The following is a 21,786-nucleotide window of genomic DNA, read 5'->3' on the forward strand; positions in this document are numbered from 1 at the left end:
GATTGGAAAGAGCGTGCAGCCGCCGGCAGCGCAGGAGGTGATCACCGAAGGCGTCGACTGAGTCCCAACTGGAGAGAACCTGCCGGCTCCGGACCGCTCCCCCGAGGGCCACACGGCCTGGGGCCAGGGGTGTGGTGCGTCAGACGCGCTGCCCGGCGTCCAACAGGGCGAGGGCGTTGTCGACCCCCTGATCGAGGAGCTCTTTGGCGAGCCGACTGTCGGTCAAGGCGCGGGAAAGCTGCAGTGTCCCGGCCATCAGACCGAGGAGGCTGAGCGCCTTCACACGTGCGGAGGACGGGTCCTCGGGCGCCATGCGGGCGGCAATGCCCTCGACGAGGACCAGCACGCCGTCGGTGTACGCCTGCCTGGTTGTGTCGGTGCAGCGCCCGATCTCGTCGAGCAGAGCGGCGTTGGGGCAACCGTCGCCAAGGCTGTCACGGTGCTGGGGCGACAGGTACCCCCGCACGATCTGCTCGAGTCCGGCACGGCCAGGAGCAGCCCGCGCGACGACGTCCTCGGCCTGCACCTTCAACTGCTCGGCGATTGCCGTGGTGACGAGGTCGTCCTTGGATTCGAAGTGAGCGTAGAAGGCCCCGTTGGTCAGCCCCGCGTCCTTCATGAGCGTCGAGACTCCAGAGCCGTCGATACCGTCCTGCTTGAGCCGGCGGCCCGCCGTCTCGATGATCCGCCGCCTCGTCTCCGACTTGTGCTCTTTTCCGTACCGCACCACAGCACACGCTCCTTCGCCGACCGGAAGGGTCGCTTGCCTTCACGGACTTCACCAGTCTATGGTATTGCGAACGTAATCCAAAAAATCGACGAGCTCCCAGGGGGCAGCGGGCCGCCGATGAGCGGAATATCGATGCACTCCCTGTTGTCCCGGCTGCCCCCACACGCCGACGACCTGGCCTGCGGAGTCACGGCCGAGGAGCGGGTACCGGGAAGAGCATGCAACTACTGGTGGCGTGGGCGAGCAGCCGGTCCGTCGCGTCGACCAACTGGGCCTGGGCGAGGGCGGTTTGGCGGCCCTTGCTGACCACCGTGCCGATGGCGCGCACCTGGCCCGTGTCCACGGTGATCCGTCGCAGGAACTTCACGGTCAGGTCGAGCGAGGTGTACGCCATGCCCTGCGGGAGGGTGGACTGGACGGCGCAGCCCGCCGCCGAGTCGAGCAGGGTGGCGAAGATGCCGCCGTGCACGCTGCCGATCGGGTTGTAGTGCTCCTCTCCCGGCGTCAGGGAGAAGACCGCCCTGCCGGGCTCCACCTCGTCCAGGGCGAAGTCGACGGTGTAGTTGATGGGCGGCCCCGGCAGCCGTCCCGCCCGCAGCTCACGCAGGAAGTCGATGCCGGCCATGCGCCCGGCGGCCTCCGCCAGGATCGCGGGATCTTCCCAGTTGTACGTACGCGTTCGCCCCACGGCCGGCGCCCTTCCCTCTGACTGTCAGCTGACTTTTTCAAGTGAAGCTAGACTTTCGCTCACCTGGCTGTCAATGGCGAAGTCAGGCTCGTACGATGGCGGAATGGAGTGGCTTGAGGCGAGTACCGAGAACTGCCCCGTCCAGCGCACGCTCGACGTGATCGGGGAGAAATGGACGCTGCTGATCCTGCGTGACGCGGTCAACGGCGTCCGCCGCTTCGACGACTTCCACCGCCACATCGGCCTGTCGGAGGCCGTCCTCAGCGACCGCCTCCGCAAGCTGACCTCGGCCGGCATCCTCAAGACCGTCCCCTACCGGGAGCCGGGCAGCCGCTCCCGCAACGAATACCGCCTGACCCGCAAGGGCTGGGACCTGTGGCCCGTACTGATGGCACTGAGCCAGTGGGGCGAGACGTACGCCCTCGGCCCCGAAGGCCCCGCACTGGACGTCCGTCACACCGACTGCGACGCCCCGGTCCGCGTCGTCGTCGAATGCTCCACGGAACACTCCACCCTCACTCCCCGTGACGTCACCGCCCGGCTGGGAACAGGCGCCCGCCTCCGGGCCTGAAGGTCGTGAGCCATCGGCCTCGCGGTCGCGGGCCAGACGGCGGTGAGACATCAACTGAGTGCCGTGCACTCCGCCGCCGTTGTCCCTCAGTCGACGGGGAGGTTCGCCAGCTGGACTGCGAGCTTGGCGCCGGCCGTCCGCAGCGCTGACGGGCGGAGCGTCGGGTGGGTACGTCCTCGACGGCTGCGGCGACGTCGCTGCCGACCGGACGCGACGGATCCTCGGCCCGGACGGCGACCCGAAAGTCGGCGAGCTCGGTCGCGCGCGGCGGTGCGCGTAGCTGAAGCTGCCGTCGTGGTCGGCCGCCGTCCCGCCCGTCGTCCGCCGGACCGGGACGAGGGCGCGGGCGTCGCGGACCTGCGCGCCACCGCAGGCCATGTCGGCGTCCGTCCACCGTCCCGATCCGGCAGGCGCGCGGATCTTGCGACTGCCGCGCCCGTACCGTTCGGTCAGATCTTCGTCTTCTCCCGGACCCACGCGCCGATCTGCGCGATGGCGGCGTCGACCTCCGGAACCCGGCCGGCACCGTAGACGTACGAGTGCTGGCCTCCCGGGACCACCACGGTCGCCGTGTCGATTCCGGCGTCCTTGACGCGGGCGGCGAACTCCTCGTCCTCGCCTGCCAGGACCTCGTACGTTCCCCAGGAGACGAGGGTCGGGGGCAGACCGCTCAGGTCCGCCCGGTCCAGATTGATCCGGGTGTCCGGGCCGCGATGCCCGTGCCGCCGATCCAGGCCTCCCGGAAGAACTCCAGCAGTTCCTTGCTGAGAATCTTGTCCGTCTCGGCGTTGGTCGCCATGGTCTCGTTGGCGATCTCGAGGTCGCACCAGGGGGAGATGGACATGCTCAGGACGGCAGCGTCCGTCCGCCGAGCGACGCACGTTGCCAGTTGGGAGTGCGGTCCTTGTCGACCAGAGCCGCGCGGACGCCCTCCAGGAAGTCCGGCGTGCGGATGGTCGTGCGCGTGAGGGCGAGTTCGGCGCCGAGGCACTCGCGCAACGCACGCTGCCTGCCCCGGGCCAGCAGGGCGTGAGTGATCTCCAGGCTCTGCGGCGAGGCGGACTCCAGGGCGACCAGCGCGTCTGCGGCCCAGGGGGTGTCGAGGTGGCGCAGGCGTTTCTCGATCTCGCCGAGACTCGGCGCGCCGAACGCCCAGTCCACGTCCCCGCGTACCTCCGCCAGCCTGCTGCCCGCCACCGGGGAACGGCCGGCGAGACGGTTCAGGACCACGTCCACCGGGTCGCCGGGACTGTCGGCCAGGGCATCCCCGACCGCGTCGAGCCCGTCCCTGGGAACGAAGTGCGTGGCCAGCCCCGTATACAGACCGTCGGCCGCGTCGAGCCGGTGCCCGGTCAGTCCCAGGTACATGCCGATCGCGCCGGGCAGCCTCGGCAGGAAGTAGCTGGCCCCGACGTCCGGGAAGAACCCGATCCCGGTCTCGGGCATCGCCAGCACCGCGCCCTCGGTGACGACGCGGAAGCTGCCGTGGACGGACAGACCGAGACCGCCGCCCATGCACAGGCCGTCGATGAGCGACACGACCGGGACGGGATATTCCGCGATCCGGGCGTTGAGCCGGTACTCGGAGGCGAAAAACCGCTCACTGGCCTCGGCATCCCCGGCGAGGCTGTGCTCGCGGATCGTACGGATGTCTCCACCGGCACAGAACGCCTTCGTGCTGGTACTGGCGAGCACCACAGCGGACAGCGGTGTGTCCTCCCACCCGGCGAGCACGCGGTCGATGGCGGCGACCATGTCTGTCGTCAGGGCGTTGAGCGCCTTGGGCCGGTTCAAGAGGATGCGGCCGACGCCCCGGTGGACGTCGGCGAGAATCTCGACCGCAGCGGTATCAGTCATCGGTCGTCATTTCTCCATCCGCGCGGACCTGGCTGTCGTGGCCATCACGTTGCCGTGGGCTTGAGGGGTGGGCACCTCAAGATCCTGACACAGGGCTCGGAGCGCCTCCGCGAGCCTCCGGCATCCTGCTCGACCATGCCGGTCGGCATACGGTACTTGTGTCCGACACGGTTCCGCACGCCGCAACATGCCCGCCCCTTGATGCCACAAAAGGAGTGCGCGATGGGAACGTACGAGGATGTCTTCCGCGCCAGTACTGAGGACCCGGAGAGCTTCTGGCTGAATGCGGCCGAGGGCATCGACTGGAATGTCACTCCGCAACGCGCCCTGGACTCCTCGGGCGCACCGTTCTACCGCTGGTTTCCCGACGGGCAGCTCAACGTCTGTTTCAACGCGCTCGACCGGCACGTCGAAGCCGGCCGCGGCGAACAGCCCGCCCTCATCTACGACTCCCCCGTGACCGACACCCGCCGCACCTACACCTACGCCCAGCTGAGGAGCGAGGTGGCAGCCTTCGCCGGAGGACTCACGCAGCTCGGCGTGGGACACGGCGACCGCGTGGTGATCTACATGCCAATGGTCCCCGAGGCGGCCATCGCGATGCTGGCCTGCGCACGCATCGGCGCGGTCCACTCGGTCGTCTTCGGCGGGTTCGCCCCGCGCGAACTCGCCCTCCGCATCGACGACGCCGCCCCCAAGGTGGTCGTCTCCGCCTCCTGCGGCATCGAGGGCAAGCGGGTCATCGCGTACAAGCCCCTGCTCGACCGGGCCATCGAACTCGCGGTCCACAAGCCGGAGAAGAGCGTGATCCTGCAACGCCCGCAGGAGCAGGCCGCGCTGGGACCCGACGATCTCGACTGGGCCGACCTGGTCGCCGCCGCACCGCCGGCCGACTGCGTTCCCGTCCCCGCCACCGATCCCCTGTACATCCTCTACACGTCCGGAACGACCGGAAAGCCCAAGGGAGTCGTGCGTGACTGCGGCGGCTACGCGGTCGCCCTGCACTGGTCGATGGGCGCCGTGTACGACGTGGGCCCGGGCGAGACGATGTTCACCGGCTCCGACGTCGGCTGGGTCGTCGGGCACTCGTACATCGTCTACGCGCCCCTGCTGGCCGGAGCGACGACGGTCCTGTACGAGGGCAAGCCGATCGGTACCCCGGACGCGGGCCAGTTCTGGCGCGTCGCCGCCGAATACCAGGTCAAGACCATGTTCACGGCACCCACCGCCTTCCGGGCCATTCGCAAGGAGGACCCGAAGGGAGCACTCACCGCCGGCTACGACCTCTCCCACCTGCGCTACCTCTTCCTCGCCGGTGAGCGCCTCGACCCCGAGACCTACCACTGGGCGAGCGCCCTCCTGGACATCCCGGTGATCGACCACTGGTGGCAGACCGAAACCGGCTGGCCCATCGTCGCCAACCCGGTCGGCATCGAAGCCGCTCCCCTCAAGCCCGGCTCCCCCACCCGCCCGCTGCCGGGCTGGGACGTCCGCGTCCTCGACCCCTCGGGCGAGCAGGCGCCCGCGAGCGCCGACGGCGCGATCGTCGTGAAGCTCCCCCTGCCGCCCGGCGCACTCCCCACCCTCTGGAACGACGACGACCGCTACGTCGCCTCCTACCTCTCCGCCTACGCCGGCTACTACCTCACCGGTGACAGCGGACACATCGACGACGACGGCTACGTCTTCGTCATGGGCCGCACCGACGACGTCATCAACGTCGCCGGCCACCGGCTGTCCACGGGCAGCATGGAAGAGGCCCTGGCCGCCCATCCCGACGTCGCCGAATGCGCCGTCATCGGCGTTGCCGACGAACTCAAGGGACAGATCCCCCGCGGCTTCGTCGTCCTCAAGGCCGGCACCGCCCGCGACCCGAGCGAGGTCGAGGCCGAACTCGTCCGGCTCGTACGCGAACGTATCGGCGCCGTCGCCTCCCTCAAGGACGTCACGATCGTCGCCGCTCTGCCCAAAACCCGCTCAGGCAAGATCCTGCGCAAGACCATGCGCGGCATCGCCGACGGCCACGACGAGCCCATTCCCTCCACGGTGGACGACCCCGGCGTCATCGAGGCCCTGCGCCCGGTCCTGCACCGCCCCGGTCACACTCCATGAACGGCCGACAGCGCCCCAGCCGACGGTGGCGAGCGCGCCCAGCGGACTCCGCGCGGCACGGCCCGCCGGCAGGGCGGTGGCGAAGACCCGGCTGCGCCCACTCGTCCCGGTGCGTGCGCGGGTGCGGCGAGAGCGAGAGGACGCGGCCGGGTCTCGTCCGCCTGTGACGGTGACGGTGACCAACAACGGTCAGGTCACCGCGTCGACATGGTCGTCGGCACCGTCACTCCTCGATGCGGCCGCGCTTCGGGTCGGCCGCACCCGCGTTGGACATGATCTCTCTGGCCTCTGCGGGGATGTTGCCGCTGGTGAAGATGGTGTTGTCCCGTACGACGTTGCCGCGCTCGCCATCGACGAGGCCGGTGATGTTGGGGTTGGTCGCGTAGTTTCCGATCAGGGTCTGATCGCCGGTGAGGTTGCTGTTCTGGTTGTTGGCATGCGCCCACTGGCTGGCGGTGTTGAGGAAGACGTTGCGGTTCGCGGTCATGTAGCGGGATCCCTCGTCGAAGTACAGGCCGAGCTGCCCACTCTTCTCGCAGAAGTTCTCCTTGATGGTGCCCTTGGGGTTGGCGGAGAGCGTGTAGATGCAGCCGGCGTCGAACAGCGTGTGTACGACGTCGCTCACGTGGTTGCCCACCACGTGGAGTTCCGTCAGGGTCGTGGGCGTGTCGTAGATCGGCTGGAAGTCGTACAGTCCGCGGGCGATGTACTCAGGGCTGCCGCCCGGGTCGTTGGCACCCCATCCGTAGCCGATCCCGATGCCGGAGTACGGCATGTCGGAAACGTCGTTGTGCTCGATGGTCAGCCGGGTGGCGTAGCTGGCGAAGATGCCGTCCTGGTCGAGGTACTCCAGCGCCGTGGAGAAGATGCGGTTGTTGCCGATCAGGATGTCGCGGTTGGTCATGCGCTCGTCGGACGGGTGGTGCGCGTCGGGACGCACTCCGCCGACCACGATGCCGCCGCCGGCGCTCGCGGTGAACGTGTTGCCGGTGACGGAAATGTTCTGCGCGCCCAATCCGACGCCGGTGGCGTGTGCGTTGGCGTCGTTGCCGATGCCGAGCCCGACCGAGCCGAGGTTGACGAAGCGGTTGTCGGCGAAGGTGATGCCGTCCGCCGCCGATACCTGCACGGCCGCGGGCGCCTGTGCCCAGTTGTTGCGTGCTCCCTCAAATCCCTTGCAGCCGACCGCACATGACGTGAAGGCATCGGCCGGCCGGTGGGGCTGCACGCCGGTGATGAACGCGCCCGTCTGCTGGTTGGCGTATCCGTTGGGCGAGCTGGGGTGCAGCCACGTGGTGCCGGTGAAGGCCATTTTCTGGAACCGGAGGTCATGGGCCGGCTCGTCGTAGGTGCCGCCGACCTCGAGAAGCGTTTCCATGCGCGGGAGCTCGACCTGTGCACTCTCCAGGTCCTGTCCCTCGAGCGGCTTGTAGTACAGCGTGCCGGCCGTCGTGTCCAGGTACCACTCTCCGGGCTCGTCGAGGAAGCTCTTGGAGTTCAGCAGCCAGAACGTCGGCGTCCGGAACGGGGACTGGATGGTGTCGTATCCGTAGGTGTTGTTGTCCCAGGCGGGTTGCTGCATCACGACCCTGGAGCCGGAGATGCTCTCCACGGGCGCGAAGCGGTTGGTGAACGACAGCATTGCCTGGAGTTCGATGCGCTTCTGGTCGGGCAGCGTGGCCAGGTGATCCAGGTCCGGGTTGTCGAAGGTGAAGCCGGTCGGGTTGAGCGAGATGTCGGACCGGTTCAGCGCGAGGCGCGCGCGCTGTGCCGGGACGCCGTCGACGTAGAGCTGACGGGTGTCGAAGCCGGTGCCGACCTGTGCCTTGTAGATGCCCTTGTCCGGGTCGTCGAGTTCCCAGTCGGTGACCGGTTCCGCGCCGCTCACCACGGGCTTCGCTCCGGGCGCGGCCTTCCAGGTCACCGTGTGCCCGTCGCGGCCGGAGTCGGCTGCGCCGAAGCGCAGCGGCGAGGTGAGCCGGTGGGTCCCGCCGAGGAGGTTCACGGTGACGTCGCCTCGGGCAGCGAGGACCCGGGCCCGGCGCTGCGCCTCCGCCAGGGTCTTCAACGGCCGGCTGACCGTGCCCGGCCCGTGGTCGCTGGCGCGTGGAGCGCCGGTGGGAGCGACGACGAGTCTGTACCCCTTGGGAGCGGCGTGTGCGTCGGAGGGCAGGGCTGCGAGCAGTCCGGTGGCCAGGGTCGCGGCGGTCGCCACGACGGACGTTCTCGTGGGCCGTGCGAGGAGCGAGTGCATGGCTATGTCCCTTCTTCGCGGTCGGGGTGGTCTGAGCCGGTCAGGGCCCAGCGGTGCGCGGCACTTCGTTGACGGGATGCGGTACGAGGAACCGGGGAGGATCGGGATGGTGCTGCTGCGTGCCGGCGTGGTGACCGGCCGCTGTGAGCAGTCGTCGTCCTGCGTGATCGGGCCGGATGCCGGGACCTTCGGGTGCGGCCGTGTGCTGTCGCCCTGACGCCGTTATCGCTTCCTCGTCGACCTCGATGCCCAGGCCCGGCGAGTGACCGAGGACGAAGGCACCGTCCTCGACGTGCAGGTCGAGGGAGAGGCCGAGGGGCGGCTGGAGGTTCTGCAGCTCGGCGGCGATGAGGTTGGGCACGGACGTCGCGGCGTGCAGGAGCGCCACAGGAGTATCGCCGATCGGGCTGACGGGCAGGTCGTGGGCGTGAGCCAGGGCGGCGACCCGAAGAAAGTGGGTCACGCCCCAGACCGCCGCCGTCTGGACGATGTCGACCGCGCCCAGGGCCAGCAGCGGCCGGTACTGCTCAAGGCCGCTGAGGTTCTCACCGCTGGCGACCGAAGCCCGGATTCCCCGTCCGACGGCGGCCATTCCTTCGGCGTCCCAGCGCCGGACGGGTTCCTCGACCCAGGTGAGGTCGAGCGTGCGTTCCAGTTCCCCGACGTGACGGACCGCCTGCTTGCGGGTCCAGGTCTCGTTCGCGTCAAGCATCAGGGCCGGCCGCGCCCCCCGTCCGGCCTTGGTCAGGACCTCTCGTACGAGGGCCAGCCGGTCGCGGTCCCGCTCGACGTCCAGGCCGCCCTTGAGCTTGGCCGCCCGCAGGCCGTGCTCGGCGTAGGCCTGGTAGACGTGGGCCAGTTCGTCGTCGCTCAGGGCGATGTCGAGGGCCGATGCGTAGGCGGGGACCCTCCGGTCGCCTCCCCCCAGAAGGCGCCACAGCGGTTCGCCCGCAGCCTTCGCCTTGATGTCCCACAGGGCGGTGTCGAGGGCACCGATGGTCCCGAAGAGGGCTCCGGCGTGGCCGGCCTTGAAGGTGTGCCGCAGCATGCGGTCGTAGAGCGCGGTCACGCACCGCGGGTCCTCGCCGTCGATGGCGGAGAAGACGGCGTCCACTTCTATGTGAGGTCCCAGTCCGACGCCGGTGATGCCCGCGTCGGTGTCCACCAGGATGATCGGCACCGGGGTGACCCCGTCGGCGTAGACGCCGTTGGCGTCACCGATGGGCCGGCCCCATTCGTGGACGGTCGTGAGGGTGCGAAACCCGGTTATCCGCATGTCAGCCCTTCGTGGCACCGGCGGTGATCCCGTCGGCGATCTGGCGCTGGAAGAAGAGGTAGAGCACGAGGACCGGCAGTGCGGCGATCAGCACCCCGGAGGCGAAGGTGGGGATGTCGTCGGAGTACTGCCCGCGCAGTGACGTGACTCCGACCATGAGGGTGCGGTGTTCGGGGGACGGCATCATCAGCAGGGAGATGAGCACGTCGTTCCAGCAGAACAGGGCGTTGAGGATGCCGACCGACAGCAGCGCCGGGCGGCCGATCGGCAGCATGATCCGCCGGTAGACGCCGTACGTCGTGTTTCCGTCGATCCTGGCCGCGTCCATGATCTCGCCCGGGATCCCGGAGTAGTAGCTCGTCATCAGGAAGATCGTGAACGGGAGGAACTGCGCGACGTAGGCGAGGATCAGCCCGGGATAGGTATCCATGAGGCCGCTGTCCGCCATGACCCGCGCAAGCGGGACCATGATCACCTGGAACGGGATGAACAGCGCCGCGAGAAAGCAGAGGAACAGGGCCCGTGAGCCCCGGAACCGCAGGTGGCTCAGCGCGAAGCCGGCCATCGAGCCGATCAGCAGAAGGAGGGCGACCGCGGACGCCACCACGATGACGGAGTTGGCGAAGTACCGCCCCAGGCCGACACTCGTCCATGCCGTGGCGATGTTGTCCCAGAACAGGGAACTCGTCAGGGAGAACCGGTCGAGGATGTAGTCGTGCCGGGTCTTCATGGCGACGTTGGCGGTGAACACCAGAGGGTAGATCGTCGCCACTGCCAGGGCGGCCATCGGGACGGCGACCACCCACACACGCAGGCGCACGCGGCGCATCAGTGCTCCCTCCCCGCGCGGCGGAGCAGCGCGATCTGCGCGAGCCCCACTACGAGCATCAGGAGAAAGAGAACCGTCGAGGCGGCCGAGGCGAGCGCCGGCCGGTTCATCTCCCCCTGCTGGACCCAGATGTAGTACTCGGGCAGATAGGTGGCCCCCTCCGGGCCGCCGCTGGTCATCACGTAGAGCAGGCCGAACATGGACGTCAGCATCCCGATCATGGTGGTGACGAACACGAACTGAAGGGTGCGGGACAGGCCCGGGACGATCACGTGCCAGATGACCTGGGGCAACGACGCGCCGTCGACCCGGGCGGCGTCGAGGAGTGTGGCGTCCAGGGTGGAGAACCCGGCGAGGAAGACCACCAGGGCCATCCCGAACGTCGCCCAGACGTGAACGCCGACCACCGTGAACATGGCGATGTCCGGATCGCCGAGCCAGTCGACGGGATCGATGCCGGTGTTCCCGAGGGCCGCGTTGAGCGGGCCGTCGAAGGCCAGCAGCAGGTTGAAGATCGCGCCGACGAGCACCGGAGAGAGCACGGCAGGAAAGAAGTAGACACTGCGGTGGATCCGGTGCCCGGGCACGCGCAGATAGATGAACGTCGCGAGCAGGCCGGGAATCGCCACCGCCACCGGAAGCAGCAACACGAGCAGTCCGACGTTCTCCAAGGCTGTGCGAAAGAGCGGGTCCCGGAACAGTTCCGCGTAGTTGTCCAGGCCAACCGCGGTGCCGTCGCGCTCGCCGTCGCCGGTGAAGGAGAAGTTGACGCCCATGAGCAGCGGGACCAGGCGGAACGCCACGACGATCGCAATGGCCGGGGCCAACAGGATGTAGGGCGCGAGGCGTTCGGCACGCTGCCCACTGATGCCCCGCGGGGCAGGCACCCCGGGATCCGTACGGCGCGTGCGCTGCCCGGCCTGCGTCTTGTCGGTCCGCCCGCTATCAGCCGGGCGGACCGACGAGGGCGAACCCCGGAGCGGCACGGATTCAGCCCTTCTGGTCGGAGTCGGCCAGCTTCCGCAAAGCGTCGTCGACGCTGGTCGATCCGCTCAGGATCTGCTGGGACAGCCTGCCCATCAGATCCAGCGTCTTCGAGGACAGCGCGACGTGCAGTGCGGGCTTGCCGGTTTTGATCTCCGACACGATCGTGGTGAGGGCCTGGCCGCCGCCCGACACGTCAAGGGTGGTGTCGGATGCGACCGCGCCTGCGTCGGCGTAGAACGCCTTGAGAGCGTCCTTCGAGGTCAGGGAGCGCACCAGGTCTGCGGCCAGTTTCGGCTTCTTCGTCCACTCGGCGACCCCGTAGCCGATACCGCCGTCGTACGGAAGGGCGGGGTCGGCTTCGGAGTTGACGAGCGGAGCCCGCATCACGCCGATGTCGTCCGGGTCCAGGAACTCGCTGAAGTCCTTCCAGTGGCCCACGTCCGACATCAGCCCCACGATGTGGGCGGCCTCACCGGACTGGAAGCGGGCGAAGGCGTCGTTGAACAGCGCGGTCGAGTTGGCCCCGTCGTTGTTCAGGCCGACGTCCTCGGCCTCCTTCCAGAGCTCGAAGATCTGTCGCACATGGGGTGAGTTCCAGTCCCGCTTCCCGGCGATCCAGTCGTCGTACTCCTGCGGTGTGAGGACGCCCGGCCCCAGTCCCGAGAGGAAGAACTGGATGCCGATGCCCTCCTTGTTTCCGAGGGAGAGACAACTGGCCTTGGTCTTCTCGGCGATGGCCTTGCAGTCGTCCAGGAACTCCCGCCACGTCGTCGCCGGCTCTTCGGGGTCGAGACCGGCGTCCTTGTAGAGGGACTTGTTGTAGTAGACGGGATGCCCCTGCAACGTCACCGGCGCGGCATAGACCCTGCCCTGTGCGGTGAAGGCCTCCCAACCCGCCAGCCGTTTCCTGTCCTTGGCCACGTAGTCGTCCAGGGGCAGGAGGGCGTCCGTACGGTCCCGTATCTCACCGCCGCCGTTGAAGAGCATGACGTCGGGGCCCTTGCCGGACTGAATGGCCGTGCCGAGCAACGTGTAGTACTGGTCGAACGGCTGCGCGACGAACTCCACCTTCACATCGGGGTGCTTCTCGGCGAAGTCGGCTTTCGCCTGCTTGATGTAGGAGGCGGCCGACTCCTCGCCGGTCTTCCAGTCCCAGACCACGAGCTTGTCGTCCGCGGAGTCGGAAGAGGAGCCGGATCCCGCGCTGCCGCAGCCGGACAGCGTCATCGCCGCGACCAGGACGGCCGCCCACAGTGCTCGCCGCTTCATGCCGATCACTCTCCGTTGCCTTGCGGGGACCCACCGCCCGCCGATGACCCGGAAACGTAACTCGTATGACGTATGACGTCAATGGCTGTCGCGTATGATGGCGCCTCGAGTCGCCCGCGTGGTCGCGGGACCACCGGAGGAAGCCATGACGGCAACGCAGCCAGCAGCTGAGAGCAGTTCGGCGCCTCCCGCCTGGGCACGACGGCCGACCAACCTTGCGAAGGCGGTCACAGCCGAGTTGGTGGGGCGCATCGTTCGCGGGGAGCACCCGCCGGGGACGCCGCTCCCGCCCGAGCCCGCTCTCTGCGAGGCCTTCGCGGTGAGCCGGACCGTCATCCGGGAAGCCGTGAAGATCCTGCAGGAGAAGGGACTGGTGCAGGTCCGCCAGGGTGCCGGCACCATGGTGACCGCCCCGGCGAAGTGGAACATGCTCGACGAGCACGTCCTGGCGGCGAGCATCGACCAGGACGAGAGTCTGCAGCTCCTCGATGACCTCGTGGTCACACGGCGGCTGTTGGAGTCCGACATGGCGCACGTCGCCGCCCGGCTGGCCACTCAGGACGTCGTTGATCGGCTGCGCACACTGGTGGACCAGATGGACGAACTCGTGGACGACCACGTCACGTATGCGGAGCACGACCGCGCCTTCCACGACGTCATCATGCAGGCGTCGGGAAACCGCATCGCCCGTGGGGTGATACGCGCACTGGAGAGCCAGGTCGTCAACACCGCGCGGTACATGGGCCGACCCGAGCGCGCCATGTGCATCGCGTCCAACCGCGGCCATCGCCGCGTGTACGAGCGCATCGCCGCCCACGACCCAAGCGGTGCGGCCGAGGCGATGTTCACCCACATCACCGAAGCCTGGCTCGTCCGCCGCAGCGCACCGGGCGACCCGGTGCGACTGGACCGTTAGCGGGCGCCGCCGCCGGTGGCGCCCGGCCTCACCCGCGGGCAGGGCGACGCCGATTGTCCTGGCCGTTACACGTCCACAGGATGAGCGCCGATCGGTTCGCGGTGGCCGCCCCGTCCACGTCGAGGCTCAGGAAACGACGGCGACCGAGGCGTACTCACGCCCCGCTTCACCGCGCACACCTCAACCACCGCGCCGTTTGAAGCGGCGGGGCATGAGCCCTGCAGTCGCCACACCCCGGCCCTCAGCCAAGGAACGACAGTCGAACCTGCCTATCTGGATTGTCGCGATTCGTATCGACCAGGCACACCGACTGCCAGGTGCCCAACGCGAGGCGGCCTCCCAGTACCGGCAGCGTGGCGTGCGGGGGTACGAGCGCGGGGAGTACGTGGTCGCGGCCGTGGCCGGGGCTGCCGTGGCGGTGCTGCCAGCGGTCGTCGGCGGGGAGCAGGGTGTGGAGGGCGGCGAGGAGGTCGTCGTCGCTGCCTGCTCCGGTTTCGATGATCGCGACTCCGGCGGTGGCGTGGGGCACGAAGATATTCAGCAGGCCGTCGCGGTCGCCCGCCGCCTCCCTGAGGAAGGCCTCGCATTCGTGGGTGAGGTCGACGATCGCCTCCGAGGAGCCGGTGGCGACGTTCAGTACGCGGGTGGTGAAGGCATCGGACATGGGTCAATCCTGGCGCATCGGCTTTGGGCTCAGTTCCGCGCCGCTGTCACTGCCCATACGTCTCATCTGTCTGGCGTTTGTCGCAAGTGGGAGCTGACGGGAAGATCCGGACCCCCAGCCGAGTTAGTAGAAGCGTGAACGAAATCGGGGTACAAGACACGGCACGAGAAATCGACGTGGTCGTCATCGGCGCTGGGCAGGCCGGGCTGTCCAGCGCCTATCACCTGAGGCGCACCGGCTTCGAGCCGGAGCGGGACTTCGTGGTGCTGGACCATGCGCCGCAGCCCGGCGGCGCATGGCAGTTCCGGTGGCCCTCGCTCACGTACGGCAAGGTGCACGGGATGCACTCGCTGCCCGGCATGGAACTGACGGACGGGGACCCGGCCCGCCCGTCCTCCGAGGTCATCGCGGAGTACTTCGACACTTACGAGCGAACCTTCGACCTGCGCGTTCGGCGGCCCGTCGACGTACGGACCGTACGCGAGGGCGAGGGCGGGCGCCTGCTCGTGGAGACCTCTGCGGGGACCTGGACGACGCGGGCCCTGATCAATGCGACGGGTACCTGGGACCGGCCGTTCTGGCCCCGCTATCCGGGCCAGGAGACCTTCCGGGGGCGGCAGTTGCACACGGCTCAGTACCCCGGTCCCGAGGAGTTCGCCGGTCAGCGGGTCGTCGTCGTGGGCGGCGGCACCTCCGGCACACAGCATCTGATGGAGATGGCACCGTACGCGGCCGAGACCACGTGGGTGACGCGGCGACCGCCGGTCTTCCACGAGGGGCCCTTCGACGAGGGCGCGGGGCGGGCCGCGGTCGCGCTCGTGGAGGAACGCGTTCGGCAGGGGCTTCCGCCCCAGAGCGTCGTGTCGGTCACGGGGCTGCCGCTCAACGACACGATTCGTCAGGCGATCGACGACAGGGTCCTGGACCGCCTGCCGATGTTCGACCGGATCACCGAGGACGGCGTGGAATGGGCTGATGGCCGTCGCGTGGACGCCGACGTCATCCTGTGGGCGACCGGTTTCCGCGCGGCGATCGACCATCTGGCACCCTTGCGGCTGCGGGAGCCGGGCGGCGGCATCCGGGTCGAGGGGACACGTGCGGTCGCCGATCCGCGAATCCATCTGGTCGGGTACGGGCCGTCCGCCAGCACGATCGGCGCCAACCGTGCCGGGCGCTCGGCGGTACGGGACATCCGCCGACTGCTGGCTCAGGTGCCGGTCGCCGCGTGAAGTCCGCTGAGCCGGGGCTCAGCTGGACGCGGACGCGCTCTGGCTGTTCTTGTTGAACTCCGCGACGTTCTTCTGGTGTTCCGCGTAGTCGGCAGTGAAGCGTGTGTCGCCCGGCTTGACCGTGACGAAGTACAGCCAGTCGCCGTGCGCCGGACTGACCGCGGCACGCATCGCGTCCACGCCTGGGTTGGCGATGGGCGTGGGCGGCAGACCCATCCGCTGGTACGTGTTGTACGGGCTGTTGAGCTTCGTGTCGCGCTCGCTGGTGCGGAGCGTGCTGCGGTTCAGCGCGTAGTTGATCGTCGAGTCCATCTGGAGCGGCATACCGCGCGCGAGGCGGTTGTAGATGACGCGCGCCACCTTGCCCATGTCCGCCTTGGTGTCCGCCTCGGCCTGGACCATGCTCGCGACGGTGACCGTCTGATAGACGTTCATCGCGTTCTGCTCGGCCCCGGCCGTGACCGTGCCGCCGCTGAACTTCTTGTTCGCCGTATGGACCATGTACGAGAGCAGGGACGCCGGAGTCGACTTCTCGTCGATCGGATACGTGGCCGGGAAGAGGTAGCCCTCGGGATTGCCGCTCGCGTCCTCGGGGAGCTTGAGACGGGCCTTGTCCAGGGACTTCTTGGTGGTGCCCGCGGGCAGGGCGAAGGCCTTGTCGACGGCCTCGTACACCTGGCGGGCGCGCCAGCCCTCCGGGATCACCACGTGCTGGGGCCCCTCGGCTTCGTCCGTGCTCAGCAGCGACACCGCCACGGCGGTGGCCGCCACGACGGCTCCGGTCGCGATGAGGGCGATCCGGCCTCGACGCGTCAGTCGAATCGTTCTCCGTGGCGGAGTGTGGGTCTGCATGCGGGCACGTTAACCCACATAACGGACCAAACTCGACATATCTTCATCTTGTTGGCTCCAGTTGGGCGTCCCGGCGCACCAGTGCGGCGTAACGGCCCTCGTGCTCCAACAGCTCCGCGTGCGTGCCGCGTTCGACCGCGCGCCCGGCGTCCAGGACCACGATCTGGTCGGCGCCCCGAATGGTGGACAGCCGGTGGGCGATGGTGAGTGTGGTCCGGTTGGCCGAGAGGGCGTCGATGGCCTCCTGCACGGCGCGCTCGGTGCGGGTGTCCAGGGCGCTGGTCGCCTCGTCGAGGATCAGTACGGGCGGGTCGCGCAGGATCGTGCGGGCGATGGCGAGGCGCTGCTTCTCACCGCCGGAGAAGCGGTGTCCGCGTTCGCCCACCATCGTGTCGTACCCCTCCGGCAGAGACGCGATGTGGTCGTGGATCTGGGCGGCCTTCGCGGCGGCGTGCAGTTCGTCGTCGGTGGCGTCCGGCTTGGCGAAGCGCAGGTTGTCGGCGACGGAGGCGTGGAAGAGGTACGTCTCCTGGGAGACGACGCCGACCGCGCGCGCGAGGGTGTCGAAGTCCAGGTCCCGCACGTCGACCCCGTCGAGCGTGACGCGGCCCCCGGTGACGTCGTACAGCCGTGGCACGAGATAGCTGAGCGTGGACTTTCCGGCACCGGTGGCGCCGACGACGGCGAGGCTGTCGCCCGCGGGGACGGTGATGTCGATGCCGTCGAGTATCGGCGCGCTCTTGTCGTCATAGCGGAACTCGACGTCCTCGAAGCGGACTTCGCCCTTGATCTGGTCGAGGTGGACCGGGTGCTCGGGCTCGGTGATGTCGATGGGCAGGTCGAGGTACTCGAAGATGCGCTGGAACAGGGCGAGCGAGGTCTGGATCTGCACACCGGTGGAGAGCAGGCTGACGGTTGGCCGGAACAGGCCCTGCTGGAGCGAGACGAAGGCGACGAGCGTGCCGATGGAGACGGCGGGTCCTCCGAACTGGAGGGCCAGGCCCGCGGTCCAGTAGATGACGGCGGGCATGGCGGCCATGACGATCGAGATGACGGCCATCCGCCAGCGTCCCGCCATGTTCGACCGCACTTCGAGGTCGACGAGGCCCTCGGACTCGTCCGCGAAGGACCGCGTGAGCGAGTCGGACCGGCCCATGGTGCGGCCGAGCAGGATGCCGCCGACGGAGAGTGATTCGGTGACGGTGGCGGCCATCACGGCCATCTGTTTCTGCCGCTGGGTGGTGATCTTCTTGCGTTCGTTGCCGACTCTGCGGCTGATCCAGACGAACAGGGGCAGCAGGAGCAGCGAGACGACCGTCAGCCGCCAGTCCAGGGCGATCATCGCGACGATCGTGGCGATGACGCTGGTGAGGTTGGAGACCAGCGAGGTGGCCGTCGAGGTGACCGTGGCCTGCATGCCGCCGATGTCGTTCGCGATACGCGACTGGACCTCGCCCGTGCGCGTTCTGGTGAAGAAGGCGAGCGACATGCGCTGCAGCCGGTCGTAGACGGCGGTGCGCAGGTCGTGCATGACGCGCTGCCCGACCGTCGTGGAGATGAGGGTCTGCAGCACGCCGAAGACGCTGGTGAGTACGGCGCTGAGGATCATCCCGAGCGCGAGCAGGCTCAGCAGGCCGGTGCGGCCCTGCGGGATCGCGGTGTCGAGGATCTCCTTCAGCAGGAAGGGCGTGGCGACCGAGACCAGCGAAGCGGCGCCGACGAGCAGGCCGACGACGGCGAGCCGGCCGCGGTAGGGATGGAAGAGCTTCAGGATGCGGCGCACCTGCCGCGGCTCTCCGGGCTTGGCGGGTGGCGGTGTCCAGGTGAGAGTGTCGGGAGGCATGGGCTCCTACGGGATGTGGGACGAAGTCGTCTGATGGAGCGTAGCTCATTGTTACCTATACTCACAATGTACAAGGTCCTGATATTGTTCCCGCATGAACACCCCCGACGCCGACGGCGTGCTCGCCGAGCAACTGCTGCGGTTGACCCGTCGTGTGCACCGCATCCAGAAGCGTCATCTGGAGCAGCGCGGGCTCGGAATCACTCCGGCCCAGTCCCGGCTGTTGCGCACCCTCGCGCCCTACGCTTCGCCGCCGCGCATGGCCGATCTGGCCGAGCGTCTGGAGGTGGTGCCCCGGGCCGTGACGACACTGGTCGACGGCCTGGAGGCGAGCGGCAAGGTCCGTCGCGTACCCGACCCGACCAATCGCCGGGTGATACGGATCGAGCTCACGGACGACGGGCGCCGGGCGCTGCGCGAGCTGCGCGGCGCGCGCCGGGCCGCGGCGGAGGACATCCTGGCTCCGCTGACGGACGAGCAGCGCAAGGTACTGGGCGGGTTGCTGGACACACTGGTCGACGGGATGCCCGCGATGGAGGACTGAACAGAGCATGGCCCGGCGTGCGGTGCACGCCGGGCCATGCTCTCTCAACTCACGTAGCCCGCAGGCTACTTGGCCGGTGCCTTGACCTCGGCGCCCTCGGGAGCGGTGCTCTCGACAGCGGCATTCTCGGGAGCCTCGCCTTCAGAAGAGGGCTTCCCCGTCCCCGACGCGCTCTCGGCAGCGAGCGCCTCCTTCTTCGGCCCGTCCTCGTCGGCCTCGTCTTCCTCCACGAAGGCGATCTCACCGTCGAGCATCTTCTTGGCCCGTGCCGTGTCGAGCGCCCCCTCCCACTTCGACACCGCGAATACGGCGACGCAGTTGCCGAGCAGGTTGGTGACGACGCGCATCGAGTCCATGATGCGGTCGACGCCGAGCAGCAGGGCCACGGCCCCGGCGGGGATGGCACCGAGCGACGACGCGGTCGCCGACAGGGCGAGGAAGGCCGAACCGGGGATGCCGGCCATGCCCTTGCTGGTCAGCATGAGGACCAGGACCACGGTGATCTGCTGGCTCAGGCTGAGGTCCACGCCGACGGCCTGCGCGATGAACAGCGTGCCGATGGAGAGGTAGATGGAGGCGCCGTCGAGGTTGAACGAGTAGCCGGTGGGCAGCACCAGGCCCACGGCGTCGTCGCGGGCGCCCGCCTGGCGCAGCTTCTGCATCATGCGCGGCAGGACGGATTCGCTGGAGGCGGTGCCGAGCGCGAGCAGCATCTCCTCGCGCGTATAGCGCACGAACTTCCACAGACTGAGCCCGGTGACCAGCTTCAGCGCAACGCCGAGCAGCACGAGGAAGATCGCGGCAACGGCGTAGCAGAGGATGATGAGCTTGCCGTACGTCTTCATCACCCCGAGGCCGTACTCCCCCACCAGGTGCACCATCGCGCCGAACACGGCGAGCGGTGCCAGCTTCATGACGAAGCCGACGATGGCGAAGATGACCTCTTGGGCCTGCTCGATGGCCGGCAGGATCTTGGGCACTTTGGTGTGGCCGAGGTGGAGCAGGGCGGCGCCGACGAGGCAGGCCAGCACCAGCACCTGGAGCAGCGAGTTCTCGGCGAACGCACCGATCGCGCTCTGCGGCAGCGCCTCCAGGATGAACTCGGTCGTCGACGGCAGTGAACCGCCGGCGGTCTTGTCGTCGACCGCCGAGGTGTCGAGCTGCGACGGGTCGACATTCATGCCGGAGCCGGGGGCGACGACGTTGGCGGCGATCAGGCCGATGAGCAGGGCGGCCGTGGACGCGACCTCGAACCAGATCAGGGCCTTGAGACCGATCCGCCCGAAGGCTTTCAGGTTGCCGGCCTTGGCGATGCCGACGACGACCACGCAGAACACGAGCGGCGAGATCACGGTCTTGATGAGCCGGATGAAACCGTCGCCGAGCGGCTGGAAGGTTGTGGCCGTGTCCGGCCACAACCTTCCGACGACGATTCCGAGCACCAGGGCGACGGCGACCTGGGCGAACAATGAGGTACGCAGTATGCGTGCGACGCGTCGCGTAGGGGACGGTACAGACGGCGGCACGGGGCACTCCTCCGAACGGGACTTCTGGGATGCGGAAAAGTGCTTCCGCGTCGATCACTATCGGGGGAGTTTGCTACCGCCGACAACACCCATGTCACATCCATGTAAATGATGGAGGGTGTGACACGCGACACATGCCGCGTCTCAGCAGCGCTCGCGGTCCTCGGTGAGCGTCCCCTGCACGGTGATCACGCTCCGGTCGTAGCATCCGCCCGGTCGGTACAGCCGGAAACGCTCGCTCGTCGTGCCGACCGCGTGCCGCTGGTCGCGCGGCACATTCGCCGTATACGTCGCGTCGCCCGTGTAGGTGTCGTCGAGCCGGTACCAGTCGGTGCGCCGGCTGCCGCGCGTCTCCACGACGGCGGCCCGGTCCCCCAGCGACATGACGGTCCGCAGCCGGTCGCCCGCGCCGAGAGTCGTGGTGCCGTCCATCGTGTACGTGCGCTGCGTATGGGTCGACTTGGCGGGTCCGCGTCCATCGACGGTGACCGTCTCGTCGTCGGTCCAGGTCGCTTCCAGGGCGTCGCTGTTCTCGCCATCGGTCCACTGATGCACGGATTTGTTGGCCAGCTTGCGGCTGACGGTGGTCGTCACGCGGCCGTGCGAGGTGTCGACGTATCCGGACACGGTCAGCCGGTGGCCGGCCTCCGTGTCCAGCCGGTGCTCCGAACCGGGTGTGTACGTCGAGGAGTTGGCGAGGCCGCCCGCATTGTGTGCGGTCAGCTTTCCGGTCACCTGCCTGCTGTGGGCATCCTGCTGGACGAGGACGTTCACCGGAGCGCTCCAGCCGGCCTGCCCCTCCGGAACGCCGACCACCGAGACCTCGATCCGGTGCGGACGGCCGTCGTTGAGCAGTCCCGCGAAGGGGGTCAGGTCGTACTCGATGGGCTTGATGTCGAAGGCGCGGGGCCCCGGAATCACGTACCAGAGGAAGGGATTGGACCAGCCGCCGGTCCACACGGTCGGGAACGGTGTGGCGATGCCCGCCAGTTGGCCGTCGACCTTGATCTGCACCTCGCGATAGGAGCCGTCGTCCGCCTTGCAGGAGTACGGCGCGGCATCGGGCACCGTCAGATACCAGTACTCCTCGCAGCCGCCGCCGGAACCCGTGGCGTACACCTCGGCGACGATGCGCTCGCTGTTGCGCGGCGTGGTGAGGGTGCCGTCCTGGAGGGTGAGGACGCGGTCGGGGGTGGTGGCCGCGGGCCTGCCCTCGTAGAAGGTCAGCGTCACCTTCACGTCGATGATTCCTGTGTAGGTGTCGTCGACGACGTTCCCGATGAGCATCTCGACGTCCTGGCTCTGCCGGAACGTGTCGCTGTAGCGGGTGACGTCCTTCTCCACAGACCACTCGATGCCGTCCGGTGAGGGTTGCGGGGTGGACGTACGGAAGACCTCGACTCCGCCGATGTGCAGATAGCCGAGCCGGTCGAACTGCCGTCCTTTGACCTTGCCGTCGAGCCGCAGCACGACCTTGCTCCATCGGTCGCCGCAGCCGCGCGGGGGTGCGTACGTGCCCTTGTACGGGGTGAAGTCGCGGAACTGAGCTTCGGCAACGGTGATGTCGCAGGACTTCGCGTCGTCGGGTTGGGTGACGGGCGGGGCGGCGGTCAGGGGGTCGTGCCAGTCGGTGCCGAAC

Annotated in this window: 19 protein-coding genes and 1 pseudogene; 5 read left to right on the forward strand and 15 right to left on the reverse strand. The window is 68.5% G+C overall.

The features are described 5' to 3' along the window. Window positions 1-139: 139 nt before the first annotated feature. Together G6048_RS20600 and G6048_RS20605 are read right to left on the reverse strand one after the other, a co-directional pair. On the reverse strand, window positions 140-730 hold the full coding sequence (locus tag G6048_RS20600) for a TetR/AcrR family transcriptional regulator (protein ID WP_165341036.1): 591 nt from the start codon (window positions 728-730) through the stop codon (window positions 140-142). Window positions 731-917: 187 nt separating this feature from the next. Then, complete coding sequence (locus G6048_RS20605; RefSeq protein WP_165341037.1) at window positions 918-1,418, reverse strand: PaaI family thioesterase; 501 nt, start codon at window positions 1,416-1,418, stop codon at window positions 918-920. Between the two features lie 103 nt (window positions 1,419-1,521). Here G6048_RS20605 and G6048_RS20610 point away from each other — a divergent pair, with 103 nt between their 5' ends. Next, window positions 1,522-1,989, forward strand: a complete 468-nt coding sequence (locus tag G6048_RS20610; protein ID WP_165341038.1) for a winged helix-turn-helix transcriptional regulator — start codon at window positions 1,522-1,524, stop codon at window positions 1,987-1,989. A 590-nt stretch (window positions 1,990-2,579) separates the two neighbouring features. Here G6048_RS20610 and G6048_RS51875 read toward each other — a convergent pair. The 3 genes and pseudogenes from G6048_RS51875 to G6048_RS20620 all read right to left on the reverse strand — a co-directional run. Then, window positions 2,580-2,723 (reverse strand): annotated as a pseudogene (locus G6048_RS51875) (hypothetical protein); the annotation flags it as partial. Beyond that, window positions 2,660-2,833, reverse strand: coding sequence for a hypothetical protein (locus G6048_RS49685; RefSeq protein ID WP_235990106.1), 174 nt, complete (start codon window positions 2,831-2,833; stop codon window positions 2,660-2,662). The gene G6048_RS49685 and the pseudogene G6048_RS51875, both read right to left, overlap by 64 nt. A gap of 2 nt (window positions 2,834-2,835) precedes the next feature. Continuing rightward, entirely contained in the window at window positions 2,836-3,846 is a 1,011-nt protein-coding gene (locus G6048_RS20620; RefSeq protein WP_165341040.1) for an enoyl-CoA hydratase/isomerase family protein, read from the reverse strand. 222 nt (window positions 3,847-4,068) lie between these two features. Here G6048_RS20620 and G6048_RS20625 point away from each other — a divergent pair, with 222 nt between their 5' ends. After that, window positions 4,069-5,958 (forward strand): propionyl-CoA synthetase, encoded by a 1,890-nt coding sequence (locus G6048_RS20625; protein ID WP_165341041.1) that lies wholly within the window; start codon window positions 4,069-4,071, stop codon window positions 5,956-5,958. 223 nt (window positions 5,959-6,181) lie between these two features. Here G6048_RS20625 and G6048_RS20630 read toward each other — a convergent pair whose 3' ends face one another. The 5 genes from G6048_RS20630 to G6048_RS20650 all read right to left on the reverse strand — a co-directional run bounded on the left by G6048_RS20630 (window position 6,182) and on the right by G6048_RS20650 (window position 12,573). Continuing rightward, window positions 6,182-8,212, reverse strand: coding sequence for a right-handed parallel beta-helix repeat-containing protein (locus G6048_RS20630; RefSeq protein WP_165341042.1), 2,031 nt, complete (start codon window positions 8,210-8,212; stop codon window positions 6,182-6,184). Window positions 8,213-8,252: 40 nt separating this feature from the next. Beyond that, window positions 8,253-9,488 carry a mandelate racemase/muconate lactonizing enzyme family protein gene (locus G6048_RS20635; protein WP_165341043.1) on the reverse strand — a complete coding sequence of 412 codons (1,236 nt, stop codon included), beginning with the start codon at window positions 9,486-9,488 and terminating at the stop codon, window positions 8,253-8,255. Window position 9,489: 1 nt separating this feature from the next. Beyond that, the gene (locus G6048_RS20640; protein WP_165341044.1) at window positions 9,490-10,317 is read right to left on the reverse strand and encodes a carbohydrate ABC transporter permease; all 828 of its coding nucleotides are present in this window, start codon (window positions 10,315-10,317) and stop codon (window positions 9,490-9,492) included. After that, window positions 10,317-11,204 carry a carbohydrate ABC transporter permease gene (locus tag G6048_RS20645; protein ID WP_328826502.1) on the reverse strand — a complete coding sequence of 296 codons (888 nt, stop codon included), beginning with the start codon at window positions 11,202-11,204 and terminating at the stop codon, window positions 10,317-10,319. The genes G6048_RS20640 and G6048_RS20645 overlap by 1 nt, the downstream gene beginning before the upstream one ends. Window positions 11,205-11,307: 103 nt before the next feature. Then, window positions 11,308-12,573, reverse strand: coding sequence for an ABC transporter substrate-binding protein (locus G6048_RS20650; RefSeq protein ID WP_165341045.1), 1,266 nt, complete (start codon window positions 12,571-12,573; stop codon window positions 11,308-11,310). A 145-nt stretch (window positions 12,574-12,718) separates the two neighbouring features. Here G6048_RS20650 and G6048_RS20655 point away from each other — a divergent pair, with 145 nt between their 5' ends. After that, window positions 12,719-13,489 carry a FadR/GntR family transcriptional regulator gene (locus G6048_RS20655; protein ID WP_165341046.1) on the forward strand — a complete coding sequence of 257 codons (771 nt, stop codon included), beginning with the start codon at window positions 12,719-12,721 and terminating at the stop codon, window positions 13,487-13,489. 241 nt (window positions 13,490-13,730) lie between these two features. On the opposite strand, the gene G6048_RS20660 is transcribed toward G6048_RS20655, so the two are convergent. Continuing rightward, on the reverse strand, window positions 13,731-14,153 hold the full coding sequence (locus tag G6048_RS20660; protein ID WP_165341047.1) for a secondary thiamine-phosphate synthase enzyme YjbQ: 423 nt from the start codon (window positions 14,151-14,153) through the stop codon (window positions 13,731-13,733). A 134-nt stretch (window positions 14,154-14,287) separates the two neighbouring features. Between G6048_RS20660 and G6048_RS20665 the strand changes: the two genes are divergently transcribed. Beyond that, window positions 14,288-15,382 (forward strand): NAD(P)-binding domain-containing protein, encoded by a 1,095-nt coding sequence (locus tag G6048_RS20665; RefSeq protein ID WP_328826505.1) that lies wholly within the window; start codon window positions 14,288-14,290, stop codon window positions 15,380-15,382. A gap of 18 nt (window positions 15,383-15,400) precedes the next feature. Here G6048_RS20665 and mltG read toward each other — a convergent pair whose 3' ends face one another. Both mltG and G6048_RS20675 read right to left on the reverse strand, forming a co-directional pair. Further along, entirely contained in the window at window positions 15,401-16,234 is an 834-nt protein-coding gene (gene mltG / locus G6048_RS20670) for an endolytic transglycosylase MltG (RefSeq protein ID WP_165341048.1), read from the reverse strand. A 43-nt stretch (window positions 16,235-16,277) separates the two neighbouring features. Then, complete coding sequence (locus G6048_RS20675; RefSeq protein WP_165341049.1) at window positions 16,278-18,077, reverse strand: ABC transporter ATP-binding protein; 1,800 nt, start codon at window positions 18,075-18,077, stop codon at window positions 16,278-16,280. Window positions 18,078-18,171: 94 nt separating this feature from the next. Between G6048_RS20675 and G6048_RS20680 the strand changes: the two genes are divergently transcribed. After that, window positions 18,172-18,621: a MarR family winged helix-turn-helix transcriptional regulator gene (locus G6048_RS20680; RefSeq protein ID WP_165341050.1), complete on the forward strand. Its 450-nt coding sequence runs from the start codon at window positions 18,172-18,174 to the stop codon at window positions 18,619-18,621. 65 nt (window positions 18,622-18,686) lie between these two features. Here the strand turns inward: G6048_RS20680 and G6048_RS20685 are convergent, their stop codons facing one another. Continuing rightward, on the reverse strand, window positions 18,687-20,147 hold the full coding sequence (locus G6048_RS20685; RefSeq protein ID WP_328826510.1) for a cation:dicarboxylate symporter family transporter: 1,461 nt from the start codon (window positions 20,145-20,147) through the stop codon (window positions 18,687-18,689). A gap of 144 nt (window positions 20,148-20,291) precedes the next feature. Continuing rightward, the coding region (locus G6048_RS20690) for a peptide-N4-asparagine amidase (RefSeq protein WP_165341051.1) at window positions 20,292-21,786 on the reverse strand (1,495 nt) is incomplete at its 5' end.

This window comes from Streptomyces ureilyticus (assembly GCF_011045025.1).
GTDB classification, from domain to species: Bacteria; Actinomycetota; Actinomycetes; order Streptomycetales; family Streptomycetaceae; genus Streptomyces; species Streptomyces ureilyticus.

Coding starts and splice junctions, on each gene's coding strand:
- G6048_RS20635 (WP_165341043.1), bottom strand. CDS start 9,488: ATGCGGATAACCGGGTTTCGCACCCTCACGACCGTCCACGAATGGGGC.
- G6048_RS49685 (WP_235990106.1), bottom strand. CDS start 2,833: ATGTCCATCTCCCCCTGGTGCGACCTCGAGATCGCCAACGAGACCATG.
- G6048_RS20660 (WP_165341047.1), bottom strand. CDS start 14,153: ATGTCCGATGCCTTCACCACCCGCGTACTGAACGTCGCCACCGGCTCC.
- mltG (WP_165341048.1), bottom strand. CDS start 16,234: ATGCAGACCCACACTCCGCCACGGAGAACGATTCGACTGACGCGTCGA.
- G6048_RS20620 (WP_165341040.1), bottom strand. CDS start 3,846: ATGACTGATACCGCTGCGGTCGAGATTCTCGCCGACGTCCACCGGGGC.
- G6048_RS20650 (WP_165341045.1), bottom strand. CDS start 12,573: ATGAAGCGGCGAGCACTGTGGGCGGCCGTCCTGGTCGCGGCGATGACG.
- G6048_RS20675 (WP_165341049.1), bottom strand. CDS start 18,077: ATGCCTCCCGACACTCTCACCTGGACACCGCCACCCGCCAAGCCCGGA.
- G6048_RS20680 (WP_165341050.1), top strand. CDS start 18,172: ATGAACACCCCCGACGCCGACGGCGTGCTCGCCGAGCAACTGCTGCGG.
- G6048_RS20625 (WP_165341041.1), top strand. CDS start 4,069: ATGGGAACGTACGAGGATGTCTTCCGCGCCAGTACTGAGGACCCGGAG.
- G6048_RS20640 (WP_165341044.1), bottom strand. CDS start 10,317: ATGCGCCGCGTGCGCCTGCGTGTGTGGGTGGTCGCCGTCCCGATGGCC.
- G6048_RS20655 (WP_165341046.1), top strand. CDS start 12,719: ATGACGGCAACGCAGCCAGCAGCTGAGAGCAGTTCGGCGCCTCCCGCC.
- G6048_RS20610 (WP_165341038.1), top strand. CDS start 1,522: ATGGAGTGGCTTGAGGCGAGTACCGAGAACTGCCCCGTCCAGCGCACG.
- G6048_RS20630 (WP_165341042.1), bottom strand. CDS start 8,212: ATGCACTCGCTCCTCGCACGGCCCACGAGAACGTCCGTCGTGGCGACC.